Source organism: Gordonia tangerina, from assembly GCF_021556435.1.
Taxonomy (GTDB): Bacteria; Actinomycetota; Actinomycetes; order Mycobacteriales; family Mycobacteriaceae; genus Gordonia; species Gordonia tangerina.
On the sequence record NZ_JAKGCU010000003.1, the window covers coordinates 141225 to 157050 of the forward strand.

A 15826-nucleotide genomic window follows, 5' to 3' on the forward strand; every position below is an offset into this window, starting at 1 on the left:
CCGGTTCGATATGCTGACCACCATGAGTGGTTCCGATGTGCGCGTTCGCTTCTGTCCGTCCCCGACCGGTACCCCCCACGTGGGGCTCGCCCGGACGGCGCTGTTCAACTTCGCGCAGGCGCGCCACGACAAGGGCACCTTCGTCTTCCGGATCGAGGACACCGACGCGGCGCGCGACACCCAGGAGTCCTACGAGGCGATCCTCGACGCGTTGCGCTGGCTGGGCCTCGACTGGGACGAGGGGCCCGAGGTGGGAGGTCCCTACGGGCCCTATCGGCAGTCGGAGCGACGTGGCCTCCATCTCGACGTGGTGGCTCGGCTGCTCGAGGCTGGGGAGGCCTATGAGGCATTCTCCACTCCGGAGGAGGTCGAGGCGCGGCACCGCGCCGCGGGACGGGACCCCAAGCTCGGCTACGACAATTTCGATCGTGAGCTGACTGATCAGCAGCGTGCGGATTTTCGTGCAGAAGGACGCAAAGCTGTTGTGCGACTGCGTATGCCGGACCATGACATTACCTGGGACGATCTCGTTCGGGGTACCACCACGATCAAGGCGGGCACGGTCCCGGACTTCGCGTTGACCCGTGCGAGTGGTGACCCGCTGTACACGTTGGTGAATCCCGTCGACGACGCGATGATGAAGATCACCCACGTGCTGCGTGGGGAGGATCTCTTCTCCTCGACCCCACGGCAAATCGCCCTGTACGACGCGCTCATCAGGGTGGGGATCGCCGACCGGGTGCCGGAATTCGGGCACCTCCCGTTCGTGATGGGGGAGGGCAACAAAAAGCTCTCCAAACGCGACCCGGAGTCGAATCTCTTCCACCATCGGGATCGTGGATTCATCCCGGAGGGTCTGCTGAACTATCTGGCATTGCTCGGGTGGGGCTTCTCCGGTGACAACGACATCTTCACCCTCGACGAAATGGTCGCGGCTTTCGATGTGCGCCAGGTGAACTCGAATCCGGCTCGATTCGACCAGAAGAAGGCCGACGCGATCAACGCCGAACACATCCGGCGGCTGGAGCCGGCCGACTTCGCCGATCGGCTCCGGCACTACCTCGTCGGGGCGGGCAAGCTCGGCGAACCGGTCGACGAGGCCACCTTCGTAACCCTGGCCGAACTCGTGCAGACCCGCATCCAGGTGCTCGGCGACGCATGGCCGCTGATGTCGTTCCTCTATCTCTCCGACGCCGATTTCGTGATCGACGAGAAATCGGCGGCCAAGAACCTCGGAGGCGATGCGGGACCGGTGCTCGATGCCGCGTCGGCGGCGCTGGGTGCGGTGGACGGTTGGACGGCGTCGGCGATCGAGGAGGCGCTCACAACGGCCCTCGTCGATGAGTTGGGGCTCAAACCCCGAAAGGCGTTCGGGCCGGTGCGGGTGGCTGTCACGGGGTCGCAGGTGAGCCCCCCGCTGTACGAGTCGATGGAGCTGCTCGGTCGTGACAAGAGCCTCGCGCGGCTGGGCGCGGCCCGCGAGATGATCGCAAAATAGGGGTTTGACCTGCCGATTTGTGGTCTAGGGGGATACCTTTGGTAATCTTCTCCTCGGTTCTTTTCCGGCCGGGACGCCGAATCGGAGAAGGGAAAACCTTGGGGTATGGTGTAATTGGCAACACAGCTGATTCTGGTTCAGCCATTCTAGGTTCGAGTCCTGGTACCCCAGCGAGCTGTTGGGATACGATCTCTGACCGAGGCAATATCCTGATGGTTCCAACTGAATAGCGTGTCCATGGCCCCGTCGTCTAGCGGCCTAGGACGCCGCCCTCTCAAGGCGGTAGCGCGGGTTCGAATCCCGTCGGGGCTACACAGGAAGGCGCCTCCTCCGATTTCGGAGGAGGCGCCTTCTTCGGTGTGCGGGGCGTCAGTCGTCGGCCGATGGGGCGGTGCTGCCCGCGACGGGCATCGGGTCGAGGCCGAGCTTGCGGTGATCCCACGATCGCACCTTTGCCGGGATCAGGCGCACGGCCACCCGCTTGTGCATCATCTGGTCGACGAAGGGCCGCATCTCGTCGGTGTACGGCCCGGTGTATCGCTCCCAGACGCTGATGCCGACGCGCAGGCACGAGTCCGGGTCGTCGAGGATCTCGGCGCTCCCCTCGAAGGACACCCCGCGCAGGGTGTCGTAGGTGTCCCCGTCTTCGATCATCACGGTGCAGCGACTGTTGCGGCGCAGGTTGACCGCCTTCTGCGATTTGGCCTTCGTCTCGAACCAGATCTCGCCGTTGACCACGCCGTACCACATGGCCACGAGATGGATGCCGCCATCGGGACCCGTGGTCGCCAGCGTCGCGGTGCGGCTGTTGGCGACGAAGGTCTCGATCTCGGCGTCGGACATGACGATCTGGCTGCGTTGATTGACTCCCATGCAGTGACGCTAACCGACCGCGGGTGCCGGCGGGTCAGGTGCGGGTCGGTTGCAGCCGTTTGTGGATCGCGTCGGCGGCGGCGAGCAGATCGGCTGCCCAGCGTGCTCCGGGGCGTCGCCCCATGCGGTCGATCGGCCCGGAAACCGAGATGGCCGCGACCACGTCTCCGGTGGCGTCGCGGACCGGCGCGGACACACTGGCCACCCCGGCCGCACGTTCACCGGCGCTCTGCGCCCAGCCGCGGCGTCGTATCTCGTGCAGTGCCCGCTCGCTGAAGACGCTGTCGTGTACCAGGGCGCGTTGGGTGCTCGAGTCGGTCCAGGCGAGCAGGACCTTGGCGGCCGATCCGGCGCTCATCGGGAATCGGGTACCCACCGGGACGGTGTCGCGTAGCCCGGTCGGCGGTTCCATGGCAGCGATGCACACTCGTTCGGCGCCCTCGCGACGGTAGACCTGAACAGATTCGCCGGTGATCTCCCGCAGTCGCGGCAGTACCATCAGGGCCGCCTCGCGGACCGGGTCGTGCGAGGAGGCGGCGGCCAGTTCCGCCAGCGCGGGACCGGGATACCAGCGGCCCGAGGAGTTGCGCGCCAGGAGGCGATGGGTTTCCAACCCGACTGCGAGTCGGTGCGCCGTCGCCCGCGGCAATCCGGTGCGGTCGCACAACTCGGTCAGATTGCACGGAGCCTCGGCGATCGCGTGGAGTACCACCACAGATTTGTCGAGCACGCCGATTCCGCTCGTCGTCGGCGATGCGCTATCCTTTCCCATAGGACGATACTAGCGTCCCAGATAATGAGATGCACCCCCGACAGATGCGAGTAGTGCCATGAGCTCCAGCCCCAACGCGCCGCGTACTCTTGCCGAAAAAGTGTGGGACGACCACGTCGTCGCACGCGGCGACACCGATGGTGCCGGGAATCGTAATCCCGACCTGATCTACATCGACCTCCATCTCGTGCACGAGGTAACAAGCCCGCAGGCTTTCGACGGCCTCCGGCTCGCCGAGCGTCCCGTGCGCCGACCGGATCTGACCATCGCCACCGAGGATCACAACGTTCCGACGGTCGACATCTTCAAGCCGATCGCCGACGAGGTGTCACGCACTCAGGTCGAGACGCTGCGCCACAATTGCGAGGAGTTCGGGATTCGCCTGCATCCCATGGGCGATGCCGAGCAGGGCATCGTGCACGTGGTGGGCCCGCAGCTCGGGTTGACCCAGCCTGGGATGACGGTGGTGTGCGGTGACAGTCACACCTCCACACATGGTGCGTTCGGATCGATCGCCATGGGCATCGGAACCTCCGAGGTCGAACACGTGTTGGCCACGCAGACATTGTCCTTGCGCCCGTTCAAGACGATGGCGATCACCGTCGACGGCGAGCTGCCGGCGGGTGTCACCAGCAAGGACCTCATTCTTGCGGTGATCGCCAAGATCGGGACCGGCGGCGGCCAGGGGTACATCCTCGAATACCGCGGAGCGGCCATCGAGAAGTTGTCGATGGAAGCCCGGATGACCATCTGCAACATGTCGATCGAGGCGGGCGCCCGGGCCGGGATGATCGCGCCGGATCAGGTGACCTACGACTTCCTCAAGGGGCGCCCCCATGCTCCGACGGGAGCGGACTGGGACGCCGCGGTGACCTACTGGGACAGTCTGCGAACCGATCCCGATGCCGAGTTCGACGCCGAGGTTCACATCGATGCCTCTGCGCTGACGCCGTTCGTCACGTGGGGAACCAACCCGGGCCAGGGTGCGCCACTCGGGGCTCGGGTGCCCGACCCCGCCGAGATCGTCGACGAGAATGACGCCGTCGCGGCCCGACGAGCGTTGGAATACATGGACCTGGAGCCCGGAACGCCGCTTCGCGATGTGAAGGTGGACACCGTGTTCGTCGGATCGTGTACCAACGGGCGGATCGAAGACCTGCGGGCGGTGGCCGACATCCTGAAGGGGCGCAGCATCGCCGACGGGATGCGCATGCTGATCGTGCCGGGCTCGATGCGGGTGCGTGCGCAGGCCGAAGATGAAGGGCTCGGTGAGATCTTCGTCGCAGCCGGCGCCGAGTGGCGTCAGGCGGGATGCTCGATGTGTCTGGGCATGAACCCCGACCAGCTCGCTCCAGGTGAGCGGTGCGCGTCGACGTCGAACCGGAACTTCGAAGGGCGGCAGGGCAAGGGTGGCCGCACCCACCTGGTCTCGCCGGCGGTCGCGGCCGCCACCGCCATCCGGGGAACGCTGTCGGCCCCCGCGGATCTCGGCTGACCCTCGCCCCTCGTCACCACACGCACAGGATCGGAACACATCATGGAACCATTCATCACCCACACCGGGATCGGCGTGCCGCTGCGCCGCAGCAATGTCGACACCGACCAGATCATTCCGGCGGTCTATCTGAAGCGAGTGACCCGCACCGGCTTTGAGGACGGGTTGTTCGCCGGGTGGCGCGCCGACCCGGATTTCATTCTGAACAACGAACCGTGGAGCCAGGGGTCGGTACTGGTCGCCGGTCCGGACTTCGGTACCGGGTCGTCGCGGGAACACGCGGTCTGGGCGCTGTCGGACTTCGGCTTTCGAGTGGTCATCTCGTCGCGCTTCGCCGACATCTTCCGTGGCAACGCCGGAAAAGCGGGACTGGTGGCCGCCGAGGTCGAGCAATCCGACGTCGAACTCATCTGGAAGCGCCTCGAGGAGCAGCCGGGGCTGGAACTGACGGTCAGTCTTGCCGATCGGACCGTGACCGCCGGAGACCTCGTGGTGCCGTTGGCAATTGATGACTACACCAGGTGGCGTCTGATGGAGGGTCTCGACGACATCGGATTGACGTTACGCCAGGTAGAGGTGATTTCTGAGTTCGAAAAACAGCGGCCGTCGTTCAAGCCGGTGACGCTGCACAGCTGACCGAGAACCTCGTCTACGGGTTGTTCTGGCCTGTCCCCGGAATCTGATCGCTGCTTTCGATTTCGCAACATGCCTGGTTAATTGGCGTGGAAGATGGACGTTTTCGAATTCGACGTTTACCGTGTGGAGTTAGCTGGCCTACCGATGGGTCAGAACAGCTTGCGGAGGTTTCAATGAACAAAGCAGAGCTCATTGATGAGCTGACGAAGAAGCTCGATGCGGATCGCAAGACTGCGACGGCCGCTGTCGAGCTCGTGGTGGACACGATCGTGCGCGCCGTGAACAAGGGCGAGAGCGTGACGATCACCGGGTTCGGTGTCTTCGAGAAGCGCAAGCGCGCTCCTCGTGTGGCGCGTAACCCGCGCACCGGCGAGACCGTGAAGGTGCGTGCCACTTCGGTTCCCGCGTTCCGTCCGGGAGCGCAGTTCAAGGCGGTCGTGGCGGGCAAGCAGAAGCTGTCCGCCAGCGGTCCCGCGGTGAAGCGGGGCAGTGCAACGGCGGCGCCGGCGAAGAAGACCGCAGCCAAGAAGACCGCGGCGAAGAAGACCGCGGCGAAGAAGGCTCCGGCCACGAAGACCGCAGCCAAGAAGGCAGCACCGGCCAAGAAGGCGGCGCCGGCGAAGAAGACTGCGGCCAAGAAGGCTCCGGCCAAGAAGACCGCGGCCAAGAAGGCTCCGGCCAAGAAGACCGCGGCCAAGAAGGCTCCGGCCAAGAAGACCGCAGCCAAGAAGACCGCAGCCAAGAAGACCACCGGCCGCCGCTGAGGCGCCGGTACTTTCATCTGCTCGCCTCGGCCCTCGACGTCCTTCCCTCGTCGGGGGCCGAAGCGTGTGACCGATCAGTGCGTGTGGATCAGCCCTGGCGGTCGGTGTGCGGTAGCGGACTGTCGATGTGGTCGGCGGCGAGCAGTCGGCCATTCGACGTCGACAGCACCCACACACTGCCTTTTCTGTTGCGCTTGACGGGCAAGGTCAGGTCATCCTCATGGGCCCACCACTGCATCAGCGGCGGAATCACCTTCCCCTGGCTGCACACCGCGTGGATCGCCGATGTGTCGGTCGCGATCTCCCGTATGCGGCGATGAGCGGCGTCGGAGTTGGCGCGGTAGGCCTCCTCGGACAGCGCGGTCTCCGGCACGATCGCCACACCCAACTTCTCGGCCGCAGGAGCCAAGGTCTGCTCGCAGCGCACGCGGTCGGCCGAGTGCAGACGTTCGGCGCCGAAGGCGTCCAGCAACGTCGACAGGTCACGTGCCTGGGCTCGACCGAATTTGTCCAGCGGGCGCAATCGGTCGTCGCCCTTGTACCGCGAACGACGGCCGGCGCGCGCGTGACGCACCAGCAGCAGGGTGTGCACGTCGGCCGGGAGGCGTTCGAACTCCTTGAGTACCTTCCGGTCCAGCCCGTAGCTGAGCAGCCCGGCCGCGGCGGCCGGGTCGAGCCAGCGCAGGTCATCGACCTCGTGATTCGCGGTGAAGTCACCGCCCAGCGCGCGGGCGGACCAATAGCGCACGCGTTTGTACCCGCTGGGGATCTGGTAGCCGACATCCATCAGATGACGACCCAGCCGGCTCAACTGTCCGGTCTCCTCGCGGATCTCGCGGACCGCGGTGGAGACCAGTGTCTCCCCGTCGTCGATCTTGCCCTTGGGAAGGGTCCAGTCGTCATAGCGCGGTCGGTGGACGAGGCAGATCTCCACGCCGTCGCGGGTCGGGCGCCACAGCACGGCACCCGCGGCCCACACCGTCTTCGTTGTCTTGGACATCGAAGAGAATCCTAGGTTCTCGAGGTTGCCGGCAGGTTCACGAATGGTGGTCGGGTCGTCGGCGGTTGCGTCGGATCATCTGGCGCTGGTGGTCGCGGACCTCTTCGCCGGCGGCCGGTGATGCCACCCAGCTGCCGTCGGATCGCAGTTCCCAACACCGTGTCCGCGGATCCAGGGCGGAGGCGAAGACGTCCCCGAGCTCGGTGGTCAGGCGGTGATCGCGGACCTGCACCATCACCTCCACCCGACGGTCGAGGTTGCGGTGCATCATGTCGGCGCTACCGATCCAATACTCGTCCTGCGCACCGAAGTGGAGTACGCGGGAGTGCTCGAGGAATTGGCCGAGAATCGAGCGGACCACGATGTTCTCGCTGACCCCGGGCATGCCCGGCCGCAAGGCGCAGATGCCGCGGACCACGACCTCGACAGGGACACCGTTCTGCGATGCGCGATACAGGGCGTCGATCACCTGCTCGTCGACGAGGGCATTCGCCTTGAGCTGCACGCGGGCCCGGGTATCGCCCTGGAGGAAGCGGTCGATCTCACCGTTGATGCGTTCGATGATGCCCGAACGGATTCCGTGCGGCGCCACCAGGATGTTGCGGTACTCCTTCTTTCGCGAGTACCCGGTGAGGGTGTTGAACAGGTCGGTGAGGTCGGCGCCGATGTCGGGTGCGGCGGTGAACAGACCCACGTCCTCGTAGAGCCGTGCGGTCTTAGGGTTGTAGTTGCCGGTCCCGATGTGGCAGTAGCGTCGGATCGACGAGCCCTCGCGGCGCACCACCAGACAGGTCTTGCAGTGTGTCTTCAGACCCACGAGGCCGTACACCACGTGTACGCCGGCCTGCTCGAGTTGCCTGGCCCACTTGATGTTCGCCTGCTCGTCGAATCGCGCCTTGATCTCCACCAGCGCGACCACCTGTTTGCCTGCCTCCGCGGCATCGATGAGTGCGTTGATGATCGGGGAGTCGCCCGAGGTCCGGTAGAGCGTCTGCTTGATCGCGAGGACCTGAGGGTCGGCTGCTGCCTGTTCGATGAAACGCTGCACGCTCGTGGAGAACGAGTCGTAGGGGTGGTGCACGAGTACGTCACCCTCGCGCAGCGTGGAGAAAATGCTCTTGGGGGTCTCTCGTTCGCCGAACGCCGGATGTGTCGCGGGAACGAACGGGCGGTCCTTGAGATGGGGCCGATCGAGTCCGTTGACCTCGAAAAGGCAGGACAGATCCAGCAATCCCGGAACCTGGATGACGTCATCGGGGTTGACGTCGAGTTCACGCAGCAGCAGTTCGAGCATGTGCTCGCTCATGTCGTCGGCGACCTCGAGTCGCACCGGGGAGCCGAAACGCCGGCGGGCGAGTTCGCGTTCGAGCGCTTGCAACAGGTCCTCGTCGCGGTCCTCTTCGACCTCGAAATCGGCGTTCCGGGTGATCCGGAACGCGTGATGCTCAACGATTTCCATGCCCGGGAACAGATGCCCGAGGTTGGCCGCGATCAGTGTCTCCAGCGGCAGCAGAATCGTCTTCGATTCGTCCTGTTGCGAGGGGTCGTGGCGGCGCATCAGGGTGTCTACCCGGATCAGCCTGCTGACATTGTCGGGAACCTTGATTCGGGCGAAGTGTTCGCCACCGGTGTTGGCGTCCTTGACCGTCACGGCCAGGTTCAGCGAGAGCCCGCTGATATATGGGAACGGGTGCGCGGGGTCCACCGCCAGCGGGGTCAGCACCGGGAACACGTCTTCGTGGAAATAGTCGATCAGCCGGGTCTTCTGATCGTCGGAGAGTTGCGCCCACGTGACGACGTGGATGTCGTTGTCGGACAGGGCCGGGTTCACCGAATCGAGGAACACCCGGGCATGCCGTTCGGCGATCGTTTGGGTGCGCGCGGCGATGCGACGCAACTGTTCTCGCGGCGACAAACCGTCCGCCGAGCGCACCGACAGCCCGGTCTCGTCGCGTCGCTTCAGCCCGGCTACGCGCACCATGAAGAACTCGTCGAGGTTGGAGGCGAAGATCGCCAGGAACTTCGCTCGTTCCAGCAATGGCATCGACGTGTCCTCGGCCAGCGCCAGGACACGTGAGTTGAAGTCCAGCCAGCTCAGTTCGCGATTGAGGTACCGGTCGTCGGGAAGGTCCGTGGCTTCTTCGGGGACGAGAGTCGCGGCGGGCGGCGCCCCGGGGATCGATGTGATCGGTTGGGTGGCGGTGTCGTCGGCAGGGCTCACCGTTCAATCATGACGCATCGCGGGTGGCGCTGAGACGTTTGGTGGCCGAATCCGATGGTGTGCGGCGATTCGAGGAGGATGTGGGGCCCAGCGGCCTCGTCTCACCCAGGATTGCCGCGGTGTGGCGGCCCACTCCCAGCGATCGGGCGGCGTCGAGATCGGCGGCGGTGTCGACGTCGGTGCGCAGATCCGCCCAGCGGACGTGACCGGGATCGAGTTCGACCGCTCCGGCGGCGCGGTGGGCGGCCGCGGAATCGGGCCCGAACCGTGGCGGTTCGGTGATGCTGCGATCACGGAGCAACACCGTGGTGCCGCGTCCGTTTCGATCGGTCAGGACCGCCTGTCGCAATCCGTCCGCCGCGGCGATCACCGCTTGCATGCTGGTGGCCGTCGCCGCAGGCAGATCCGCTTGCACAAGCATCACCGTCCGCGCCGTCGGCCAGCGGCGGCGCGCGATTGCGGATGCTTCGGCGAAGGCCTGGTTGAGTCGATCGGTGTCGATGGGCCGGGCGCCGCGATCCTCGCCCACACTGATCGCTCCCGCCGCGCGGGCGGCGGCGAGTACCTCGTCGTCGGGACTGATGACCGCGATGCCCTCGACGCGTGGACCTCGCAGCGCATCGATGGTGTCGAGCAGCATCGCCAGCACGAGGTCGCGGTGCAATCCGTCGGACGCCGGTCCGCGGCTGGCCGCCAACCGGGACTTGGCCTCGGCCAGGCGTTTGACCGCCAAGACGGCCACGACATCACCTGGGCGTGGGGCGCCCGCGTCGGTGTGTGATGTCGATTCCATGGCATCCATGATGCCGATCGCGCGAGCGGAGTGTGACGCGCACCCGTCTGATCCGGTCCGGCGCTCGTGGACATACCACTAGTGTGAGGTGCGAAGTGTGGTCGACGAAGGAGTGATCGTGCGTGCGGTGGTGATGGGTGCGGGATCCTGGGGAACCGCGATCGCGAAGGTGTTGGTGGACGCCGGGACGGAGACGACGATCTGGGCTCGGCGGCCCGAGCTCGCCGAGCGCATCACCCACGACCACGCCAATGGCGATTATCTGCCCGGCATCACCCTGCCGGATGGTCTGCGCGCGACGAGTTCGGTCGTCGACGCGGTCACCGGCGCCGACGTGGTGGTGTGTGCGGTGCCGTCACAGTCCTTGCGGGCCAATCTCACCGAGTGGATGCCACACGTCGCTGACGATGCGACCTTCGTCTCGCTGGCGAAGGGGGTGGAGACCAGCACCCTGCTGCGGATGAGCGAGGTCATCGCCGAGGTGTCCGGTGCGCCGGTAGAACGGGTCGCGGTGTTGTCCGGACCCAATCTCGCCCGCGAGATCGCCGAGGGGCAGCCCGCGGCTACCGTCATCGCGTGTCGCGATGAACACCGAGCGCAGAATCTGCAGCAGGCCTTCAACACCGGGTATTTCCGCCCGTACACCAACACCGATGTGGTCGGCTGCGAGATCGGCGGTGCGGTGAAAAACGTCATAGCCCTGGCGTGCGGAATGGCCAGCGGCGTCGGATTCGGGCAGAACACGCTGGCGACCATCATCACTCGCGGTCTGGCCGAGACCATCCGCTTGGCCGTGGCGGTCGGCGCTCAGATCGAGACCCTCGCCGGCCTGGCCGGCGTCGGCGATCTGGTCGCCACCTGTTCGTCACCGCTGTCGCGCAATCGGACCTTCGGCGCGCACCTGGGTCAGGGCGCGACGATGCAGGAGGCGCAGGAAGCCACACACGGGCAGGTCGCCGAAGGCGTCAAATCGTGTTCGTCGGTGCGGGCACTGGCGGTGAAATTCGATGTGGAGATGCCGCTGACCGACGCAGTGCACCAGGTCTGCCATTCGGGACTGTCGGTTGCCGACGCAGTGAGCTCGTTGCTCGGCCGCCGGACCAAGCCGGAGATCTACGACTGAGTCGATCCGGGATCAGCCGCGGACCCGCGATCCGTCCGACCGATATCAGCCGAAGTCCAATGGTGCCCGCGGCAACGTCTGGTCGATCACCGCGCTGACGTCGGTGATCGGTGCGTTGCCGGCGTTCTCGGGGATCCACATCGCCACATAGGGGCGGTGGTCCACGCACACGTATGCCTGGCCGGCACCTTCGACGGTGTCGGTGATGAACCACTGAACCGGGTTGATCACCTGCAGGTTGCTCGTCGGCGACAGCTCGTCGGGACGTGAGATACCGCACCGCAGTGTGACGGGGTCGGTGTCAAGGTCCGACGACCACGTCACCGTCGTGCCCGTGACCTGCTTGTCGCCGAAGCCGTCGAAGGTCTGCGGCAGTGCGGCGATGAGCTTGTCGCAATCGGCAGGGGCCGCCTCATCGGATGCGTAGGACTCGATCGGTGTGGACGGATCCGGTCGCAACGCCGCGAAGGTGATGAAGCCGACGATGACCATCGCCGGAATCGCCACCAGGGTGGCGATCAGTGCCGGGCTCAGTCTCGGGCCGCTGCCGTAGCGTGCCTGCGCGTCGTCGCCGGAGGCCTCGCCGGCCTGGTTCTCGTCGGTCACGACGAACACACTAGTGCGCGGAGTCGCCCGAGATCAGTGCGAGGACTGCACCACCGGACACGTGAGGGTGCGGGTGATTCCGTCCACCTTCTGGATCTGCGGCACGACGTTCTCGGTCAGGTGCGCCGCATCTGCTGCGTCCACACGGACGATGACATCGTAGGGGCCGCTGACCTCTTCGGATGTGGCGACACCGGAGATCTCCGCGATCGTTGCCGCTGCCAGCGCGGCCCTTCCGACCTCGGTCTGGATCAGAATGTATGCCTGAACCACGCCCATCCTCTCGTCTGCACCGGGGTCCGGCTGTCGACCCGGTGTCAGTATTGTCGCTGACAACCCCGTCCAAGCGCGACTGGAAGCGAATCGAGGAGTTGTGGTGTCCGTCGAAGGTGCCGGGGAACCGGTCGATCGGTCGAGGTCGGTCGGCGATGTCGGAGAGCGGCGCCTGATCGTCGAGTTGACCCGGTCCTCGAGAGCGTTGGATGCCACCCACCGCACAGCCGATGTGGTGATCGGTTCCGGGGACGATGCGGCGGTGATCGACACCGCCGGGCCGACCGTCATCAGCACCGACACCGCGGTCGCGGGCCGGCATTTCCGCTTCGATTGGTCGGATCCACGCACCGTCGGGGCCCGCGCGGTGATCCAGAGTGCCGCCGACATCGCAGCGATGGGCGGGCGCGTGACCGGCACCGTTGTGTCCATCGCGTGCCCCGCCGACACCACCGTCGGCACCGTGCTCGACCTTAACGACGGAATCCTCGACGCCACCCACCGACTCGGTGGTCGGGTGCTGGGCGGTGACCTCGTCGGTGCCGATGAGGTGGTGCTGACCGTGACCACCGTGGGTGCTCTGGACGGTGCGACGCCGATCGTGGTCGGCGGCGCGCGGCCTGGCGATGTGCTCGCGGTCACCGGCACGGCGGTGGGTGCGAGCGCGGCCGGGCTCGCCTTGTTGCTCGACGCGCACGACCGTGGAAACGATGAACTGCTCGCCGAGTTCGCCGATCTGGTCGCCGCTCATCGACTTCCGGCGCCCGACCTGGGACAGGGGCCGGCGGCGGCGCATGCTGGTGCGCATGCGATGACCGATATCTCCGACGGGCTCGTGGAGGAATTGATCACCATGGCCGCGGCCTCCGGTGTGGCGCTCGCGGTGTCGAGCGATCGCATCCCGGTGGGCAGCGACATGCGTTCCGCGGCGCGCCGTCTGGGTGTGGATCTGCGCGAGTGGACCGTGGCCGGTGGAGAGGATCACGAACTGTTGGGCGCGTTCGCAGCCGGTACGGTCCCGCCGGGCTGGACCACGATCGGCGAGGTCCGCGACGGCACCGGTGTGCGGGTGGACGGTCGGGCGGTGCAGGATCTGCGGGGGTGGCAATCGTTCGGGTCCTGAGCCCGTGCCAATTGTCTGCGCTCGGCATGCCTTAGATTCGGTGCATGGCTATCTATGCGCTCGGTGATCGTGAACCCACCATCGGTGACGATGTGTACGTCCACCCCGATGCGGTCGTCATCGGGGATGTGACCCTCGGCGACGGGGTGTCGATCTGGCCGACCGCGGTTCTGCGGGGCGATTCCGGGACCATCACCGTGGGCCGACGGACCAACATTCAGGACGGCACGATCATCCACTGCACCCCGATCGACGCGACGGTCATCGGCGCCGAATGCGTCGTCGGGCACAACGCGCACATCGAGGGCGCGACGATCGGCGATCACTGCCTCATCGCGTCGGGTTCGGTGGTGCTCAATGGATCGACGGTCGGCAGCGGCGCGATCGTCGGGGCAGGTGCGGTCGTGCCGTTCAAGTTCACCGTGCCGGACCGCACGATGGCCCTCGGTGTGCCGGCCAAGGTCCGAGAGGGCTTCGAGGTGCCGGAGGGTCACGTGGACCTCAACGTCGAGATGTACTTCGAGAACGCCAAGTACTTCCGGGAGTCGCTGCGGAGGATCGGATGACCTCACCCACAACCGAATCCACGGGAGACGGGGCGAAGCCGCTGTCGGATCTCATCGACCCGGGCTGGGCCGATGCGCTGGCTCCCGTGGAACCGGTCATCACCGCGATGGGACAGTTCCTGCGTGCCGAGAACACGGCCGGACGCGGTTATCTGCCCGCCGGCAGGAATGTGTTGCGTGCGTTCACCAATCCGTTCGCCGATGTGCGGGTGCTGATCGTCGGGCAGGACCCCTATCCGACGCCCGGGCATGCGGTGGGACTGAGTTTTTCGGTGGCGCCAGACGTCTCGCCGATACCGCGGTCGCTGTCCAACATCTACCGCGAGTACTGCGCGGACCTCGGTTACCCCCAGCCGGCCAACGGGGATCTGACTCCCTGGGCGAAATCCGGTGTGCTGCTGCTGAACAGGGTCCTCACCGTGTCGCCGGGGGAGCCTGCCTCGCATCGTGGGAAGGGCTGGGAACAGGTCACCGAATGCGCGATCAAGGCACTGGTCGCGCGGGCGGCCGATCCGCTGGTGGCGATTCTCTGGGGACGCGACGCCGCCGGACTCAAGCAGTGGCTGCCCGATGTCCCGGTGATCGAGTCGGCTCATCCGTCACCACTGTCGGCGAGCAGAGGGTTCTTTGGTTCCCGCCCGTTCAGCAGAGCCAACGACGCGCTCGAGGATCTGGGAGCCGACCCGATCGACTGGCGGTTGCCCGCCGCCTGAGGTTTCAGGCGTTGCGGGCGGCCGCGAAGTCCGGTTTGCGCTTGGCGACGAAGGCGTCGACACCCTCGATGCCCTCCGGTGCCGCGGACAATGCGGAGATCGACTGCGCCTCGGCGGCGAGCTGATCGCCCAGAGTCGAGGTGGCCGATCGGGTGAGCAGGGCGCGGGCGGCCCCGTCCGACTGCCACGGGCCGGCGGCGATCTTCGCCGCGGTGGCGAGTGCGGTGGAATCGACCTCGTCGTCGGCGACGATGTCGGACAACAGTCCCCAGCTCAGCGCCTTGTCCGCGTCGATGACCGGGTCGGTGAGGATGATCTGACGGGCGCGTGCGGCGCCGACGATGCGGGGTAGCGTCCAGGTCATCCCGCCGTCGGGGGACAGTCCGATACCGCGGTATGCCGGTCGCATCTTGGTGGAGGTCCCGCCGATCGCGACATCGGCGTGGGTGACGATGCTCATCCCGGCGCCGGCGGCCCAGCCCTTGACCGCGGCGACGACCGGCCGATCGGCTTCGTGGAGGGCGCTGACGAAGGCGTGGAAATTGTCGGCGATCTCACGCAGGAAGGTGGGGCGGTGGGCGGCCGAGGCGAAGTCGCGGACGTTGCCACCGGCGCAGAAGTTCGCGCCCGGACCCTTGAGCAGGATCACCCCGACCCGGCGCTCTCCGCGCGCGATTTCGCGGAGTGCGGCGGCGCCCGCGGACAGGGCGTCGTCGTTGAGCGGATTGCCCGGTGCGTCCGAGGAGATCGCGATGGTCAGGATGCCGTCGCTCTCGGTGACGAGCTCGGCAGTGGGTGCGGTGGCAGGGTCAGCGGTCATGGTCTGCAGACTCTAGTGCCAACGCACAAAGACCCGACTCCCAGGGCCGAGCTAGTGTTCGCTCGGGGAGTCGGGTGCAATGTGGATGTCGGTTCGACGCCGACGGCCGAGGCCGTCGGGAGCGTCAGACGCGAGCGGTCTTGCCGGCCTTCAGGCAGGAGGTGCACACGTTCTTGCGCTTGCGGTTCCCCGGCGCGACCTCGACGCGCACCGACTGAATGTTCGGGTTCCACCGGCGGTTCGTGCGGCGGTGCGAGTGTGACACCGACTTGCCGAAGCCCGGTCCCTTGCCGCAGATGTCGCAGACGGCAGCCATCGTCGAACTCCCTTGTGTTGATGAAAGTGGTCGTGTTCTGCCCGCAGTTCCACGATCGGCGACGGGCGTCGACGGGCACAGTTGCAAGGCAACCCTGCAAGAGTAGCCGGAAGGACCCGACCCGGCCAAATCGCGGCGCCAGGAGCGGGCAGATGGTGGCACCGTGGCCGTCGGGGCGTCCGAGTAACCTCGAACACATCCGGCCAACGGCCATCGTCACTGCCAACGGTAAGG

17 protein-coding genes and 2 tRNA genes are annotated in these 15826 nt (G+C 66.3%); 10 read left to right on the top strand and 9 right to left on the bottom strand.

Annotated features, from left to right (window positions below):
• Positions 1-22: 22 nt before the first annotated feature.
• The 3 genes from gltX (at position 23) to L1892_RS05860 (ending at position 1810) form a co-directional block, all read left to right on the top strand.
• Positions 23-1498: a glutamate--tRNA ligase gene (gltX, locus tag L1892_RS05850; RefSeq protein ID WP_235722602.1), complete on the top strand. Its 1476-nt coding sequence runs from the start codon at positions 23-25 to the stop codon at positions 1496-1498.
• Between the two features lie 99 nt (positions 1499-1597).
• Positions 1598-1669: transfer RNA gene (locus tag L1892_RS05855), tRNA-Gln, on the top strand.
• Positions 1670-1737: 68 nt separating this feature from the next.
• A tRNA-Glu gene (locus tag L1892_RS05860) sits at positions 1738-1810 on the top strand.
• Positions 1811-1867: 57 nt separating this feature from the next.
• Here the strand turns inward: L1892_RS05860 and L1892_RS05865 are convergent.
• Positions 1868-2371, bottom strand: coding sequence for a PPOX class F420-dependent oxidoreductase (locus L1892_RS05865; RefSeq protein ID WP_235722604.1), 504 nt, complete (start codon positions 2369-2371; stop codon positions 1868-1870).
• A gap of 34 nt (positions 2372-2405) precedes the next feature.
• Positions 2406-3143, bottom strand: coding sequence for an IclR family transcriptional regulator (locus tag L1892_RS05870; protein WP_235722605.1), 738 nt, complete (start codon positions 3141-3143; stop codon positions 2406-2408).
• A 58-nt stretch (positions 3144-3201) separates the two neighbouring features.
• On the opposite strand from L1892_RS05870, the gene leuC reads away from it, so the two are divergent.
• The 3 genes from leuC to L1892_RS05885 all read left to right on the top strand — a co-directional run bounded on the left by leuC (position 3202) and on the right by L1892_RS05885 (position 6038).
• On the top strand, positions 3202-4638 hold the full coding sequence (gene leuC, locus L1892_RS05875) for a 3-isopropylmalate dehydratase large subunit (RefSeq protein ID WP_235722607.1): 1437 nt from the start codon (positions 3202-3204) through the stop codon (positions 4636-4638).
• A gap of 42 nt (positions 4639-4680) precedes the next feature.
• The gene (leuD, locus tag L1892_RS05880; RefSeq protein WP_235722609.1) at positions 4681-5274 is read left to right on the top strand and encodes a 3-isopropylmalate dehydratase small subunit; all 594 of its coding nucleotides are present in this window, start codon (positions 4681-4683) and stop codon (positions 5272-5274) included.
• 173 nt (positions 5275-5447) lie between these two features.
• Positions 5448-6038, top strand: a complete 591-nt coding sequence (locus tag L1892_RS05885; RefSeq protein ID WP_235722610.1) for an HU family DNA-binding protein — start codon at positions 5448-5450, stop codon at positions 6036-6038.
• A gap of 88 nt (positions 6039-6126) precedes the next feature.
• Here the strand turns inward: L1892_RS05885 and L1892_RS05890 are convergent, their stop codons facing one another.
• The 3 genes from L1892_RS05890 to cofC are packed head-to-tail and all read right to left on the bottom strand — an operon-like array spanning position 6127 to position 10052.
• Entirely contained in the window at positions 6127-7038 is a 912-nt protein-coding gene (locus L1892_RS05890; protein WP_235722611.1) for an NUDIX hydrolase, read from the bottom strand.
• A gap of 37 nt (positions 7039-7075) precedes the next feature.
• Positions 7076-9259 carry an RNA degradosome polyphosphate kinase gene (locus tag L1892_RS05895; protein WP_235722613.1) on the bottom strand — a complete coding sequence of 728 codons (2184 nt, stop codon included), beginning with the start codon at positions 9257-9259 and terminating at the stop codon, positions 7076-7078.
• A gap of 7 nt (positions 9260-9266) precedes the next feature.
• On the bottom strand, positions 9267-10052 hold the full coding sequence (gene cofC / locus L1892_RS05900) for a 2-phospho-L-lactate guanylyltransferase (protein ID WP_235722615.1): 786 nt from the start codon (positions 10050-10052) through the stop codon (positions 9267-9269).
• Between the two features lie 118 nt (positions 10053-10170).
• Here cofC and L1892_RS05905 point away from each other — a divergent pair, with 118 nt between their 5' ends.
• Positions 10171-11175, top strand: a complete 1005-nt coding sequence (locus tag L1892_RS05905; RefSeq protein WP_235722789.1) for an NAD(P)H-dependent glycerol-3-phosphate dehydrogenase — start codon at positions 10171-10173, stop codon at positions 11173-11175.
• Between the two features lie 45 nt (positions 11176-11220).
• Here the strand turns inward: L1892_RS05905 and L1892_RS05910 are convergent, their stop codons facing one another.
• Positions 11221-11781: a DUF3515 domain-containing protein gene (locus L1892_RS05910; RefSeq protein ID WP_235722617.1), complete on the bottom strand. Its 561-nt coding sequence runs from the start codon at positions 11779-11781 to the stop codon at positions 11221-11223.
• A 33-nt stretch (positions 11782-11814) separates the two neighbouring features.
• Entirely contained in the window at positions 11815-12060 is a 246-nt protein-coding gene (locus L1892_RS05915; protein WP_235722618.1) for an Lrp/AsnC ligand binding domain-containing protein, read from the bottom strand.
• A gap of 97 nt (positions 12061-12157) precedes the next feature.
• On the opposite strand from L1892_RS05915, the gene thiL reads away from it, so the two are divergent.
• The 3 genes from thiL to L1892_RS05930 are packed head-to-tail and all read left to right on the top strand — an operon-like array spanning position 12158 to position 14456.
• Positions 12158-13177 carry a thiamine-phosphate kinase gene (gene thiL / locus L1892_RS05920; protein ID WP_235722620.1) on the top strand — a complete coding sequence of 340 codons (1020 nt, stop codon included), beginning with the start codon at positions 12158-12160 and terminating at the stop codon, positions 13175-13177.
• Positions 13178-13221: 44 nt separating this feature from the next.
• Positions 13222-13743 (top strand): gamma carbonic anhydrase family protein, encoded by a 522-nt coding sequence (locus L1892_RS05925; RefSeq protein WP_235722622.1) that lies wholly within the window; start codon positions 13222-13224, stop codon positions 13741-13743.
• The gene (locus L1892_RS05930; protein WP_235722624.1) at positions 13740-14456 is read left to right on the top strand and encodes a uracil-DNA glycosylase; all 717 of its coding nucleotides are present in this window, start codon (positions 13740-13742) and stop codon (positions 14454-14456) included. The genes L1892_RS05925 and L1892_RS05930 overlap by 4 nt, the downstream gene beginning before the upstream one ends.
• Before the next feature lie 4 nt (positions 14457-14460).
• Here L1892_RS05930 and L1892_RS05935 read toward each other — a convergent pair whose 3' ends face one another.
• Positions 14461-15276, bottom strand: a complete 816-nt coding sequence (locus tag L1892_RS05935; RefSeq protein ID WP_235722625.1) for an enoyl-CoA hydratase/isomerase family protein — start codon at positions 15274-15276, stop codon at positions 14461-14463.
• A 124-nt stretch (positions 15277-15400) separates the two neighbouring features.
• Positions 15401-15592, bottom strand: coding sequence for a 50S ribosomal protein L28 (rpmB, locus tag L1892_RS05940; protein WP_124706538.1), 192 nt, complete (start codon positions 15590-15592; stop codon positions 15401-15403).
• Positions 15593-15826 lie beyond the last annotated feature (234 nt).

What these genes read in the sequence shown, in the direction of transcription:
- gltX (WP_235722602.1), top strand. Translation starts at nt 23, where the DNA reads ATGAGTGGTTCCGATGTGCGCGTTCGCTTCTGTCCGTCCCCGACCGGT.
- L1892_RS05865 (WP_235722604.1), bottom strand. Translation starts at nt 2,371, where the DNA reads ATGGGAGTCAATCAACGCAGCCAGATCGTCATGTCCGACGCCGAGATC.
- L1892_RS05870 (WP_235722605.1), bottom strand. Translation starts at nt 3,143, where the DNA reads ATGGGAAAGGATAGCGCATCGCCGACGACGAGCGGAATCGGCGTGCTC.
- leuC (WP_235722607.1), top strand. Translation starts at nt 3,202, where the DNA reads ATGAGCTCCAGCCCCAACGCGCCGCGTACTCTTGCCGAAAAAGTGTGG.
- leuD (WP_235722609.1), top strand. Translation starts at nt 4,681, where the DNA reads ATGGAACCATTCATCACCCACACCGGGATCGGCGTGCCGCTGCGCCGC.
- L1892_RS05885 (WP_235722610.1), top strand. Translation starts at nt 5,448, where the DNA reads ATGAACAAAGCAGAGCTCATTGATGAGCTGACGAAGAAGCTCGATGCG.
- L1892_RS05890 (WP_235722611.1), bottom strand. Translation starts at nt 7,038, where the DNA reads ATGTCCAAGACAACGAAGACGGTGTGGGCCGCGGGTGCCGTGCTGTGG.
- cofC (WP_235722615.1), bottom strand. Translation starts at nt 10,052, where the DNA reads ATGGAATCGACATCACACACCGACGCGGGCGCCCCACGCCCAGGTGAT.
- L1892_RS05915 (WP_235722618.1), bottom strand. Translation starts at nt 12,060, where the DNA reads ATGGGCGTGGTTCAGGCATACATTCTGATCCAGACCGAGGTCGGAAGG.
- L1892_RS05925 (WP_235722622.1), top strand. Translation starts at nt 13,222, where the DNA reads ATGGCTATCTATGCGCTCGGTGATCGTGAACCCACCATCGGTGACGAT.
- L1892_RS05930 (WP_235722624.1), top strand. Translation starts at nt 13,740, where the DNA reads ATGACCTCACCCACAACCGAATCCACGGGAGACGGGGCGAAGCCGCTG.
- L1892_RS05935 (WP_235722625.1), bottom strand. Translation starts at nt 15,276, where the DNA reads ATGACCGCTGACCCTGCCACCGCACCCACTGCCGAGCTCGTCACCGAG.
- rpmB (WP_124706538.1), bottom strand. Translation starts at nt 15,592, where the DNA reads ATGGCTGCCGTCTGCGACATCTGCGGCAAGGGACCGGGCTTCGGCAAG.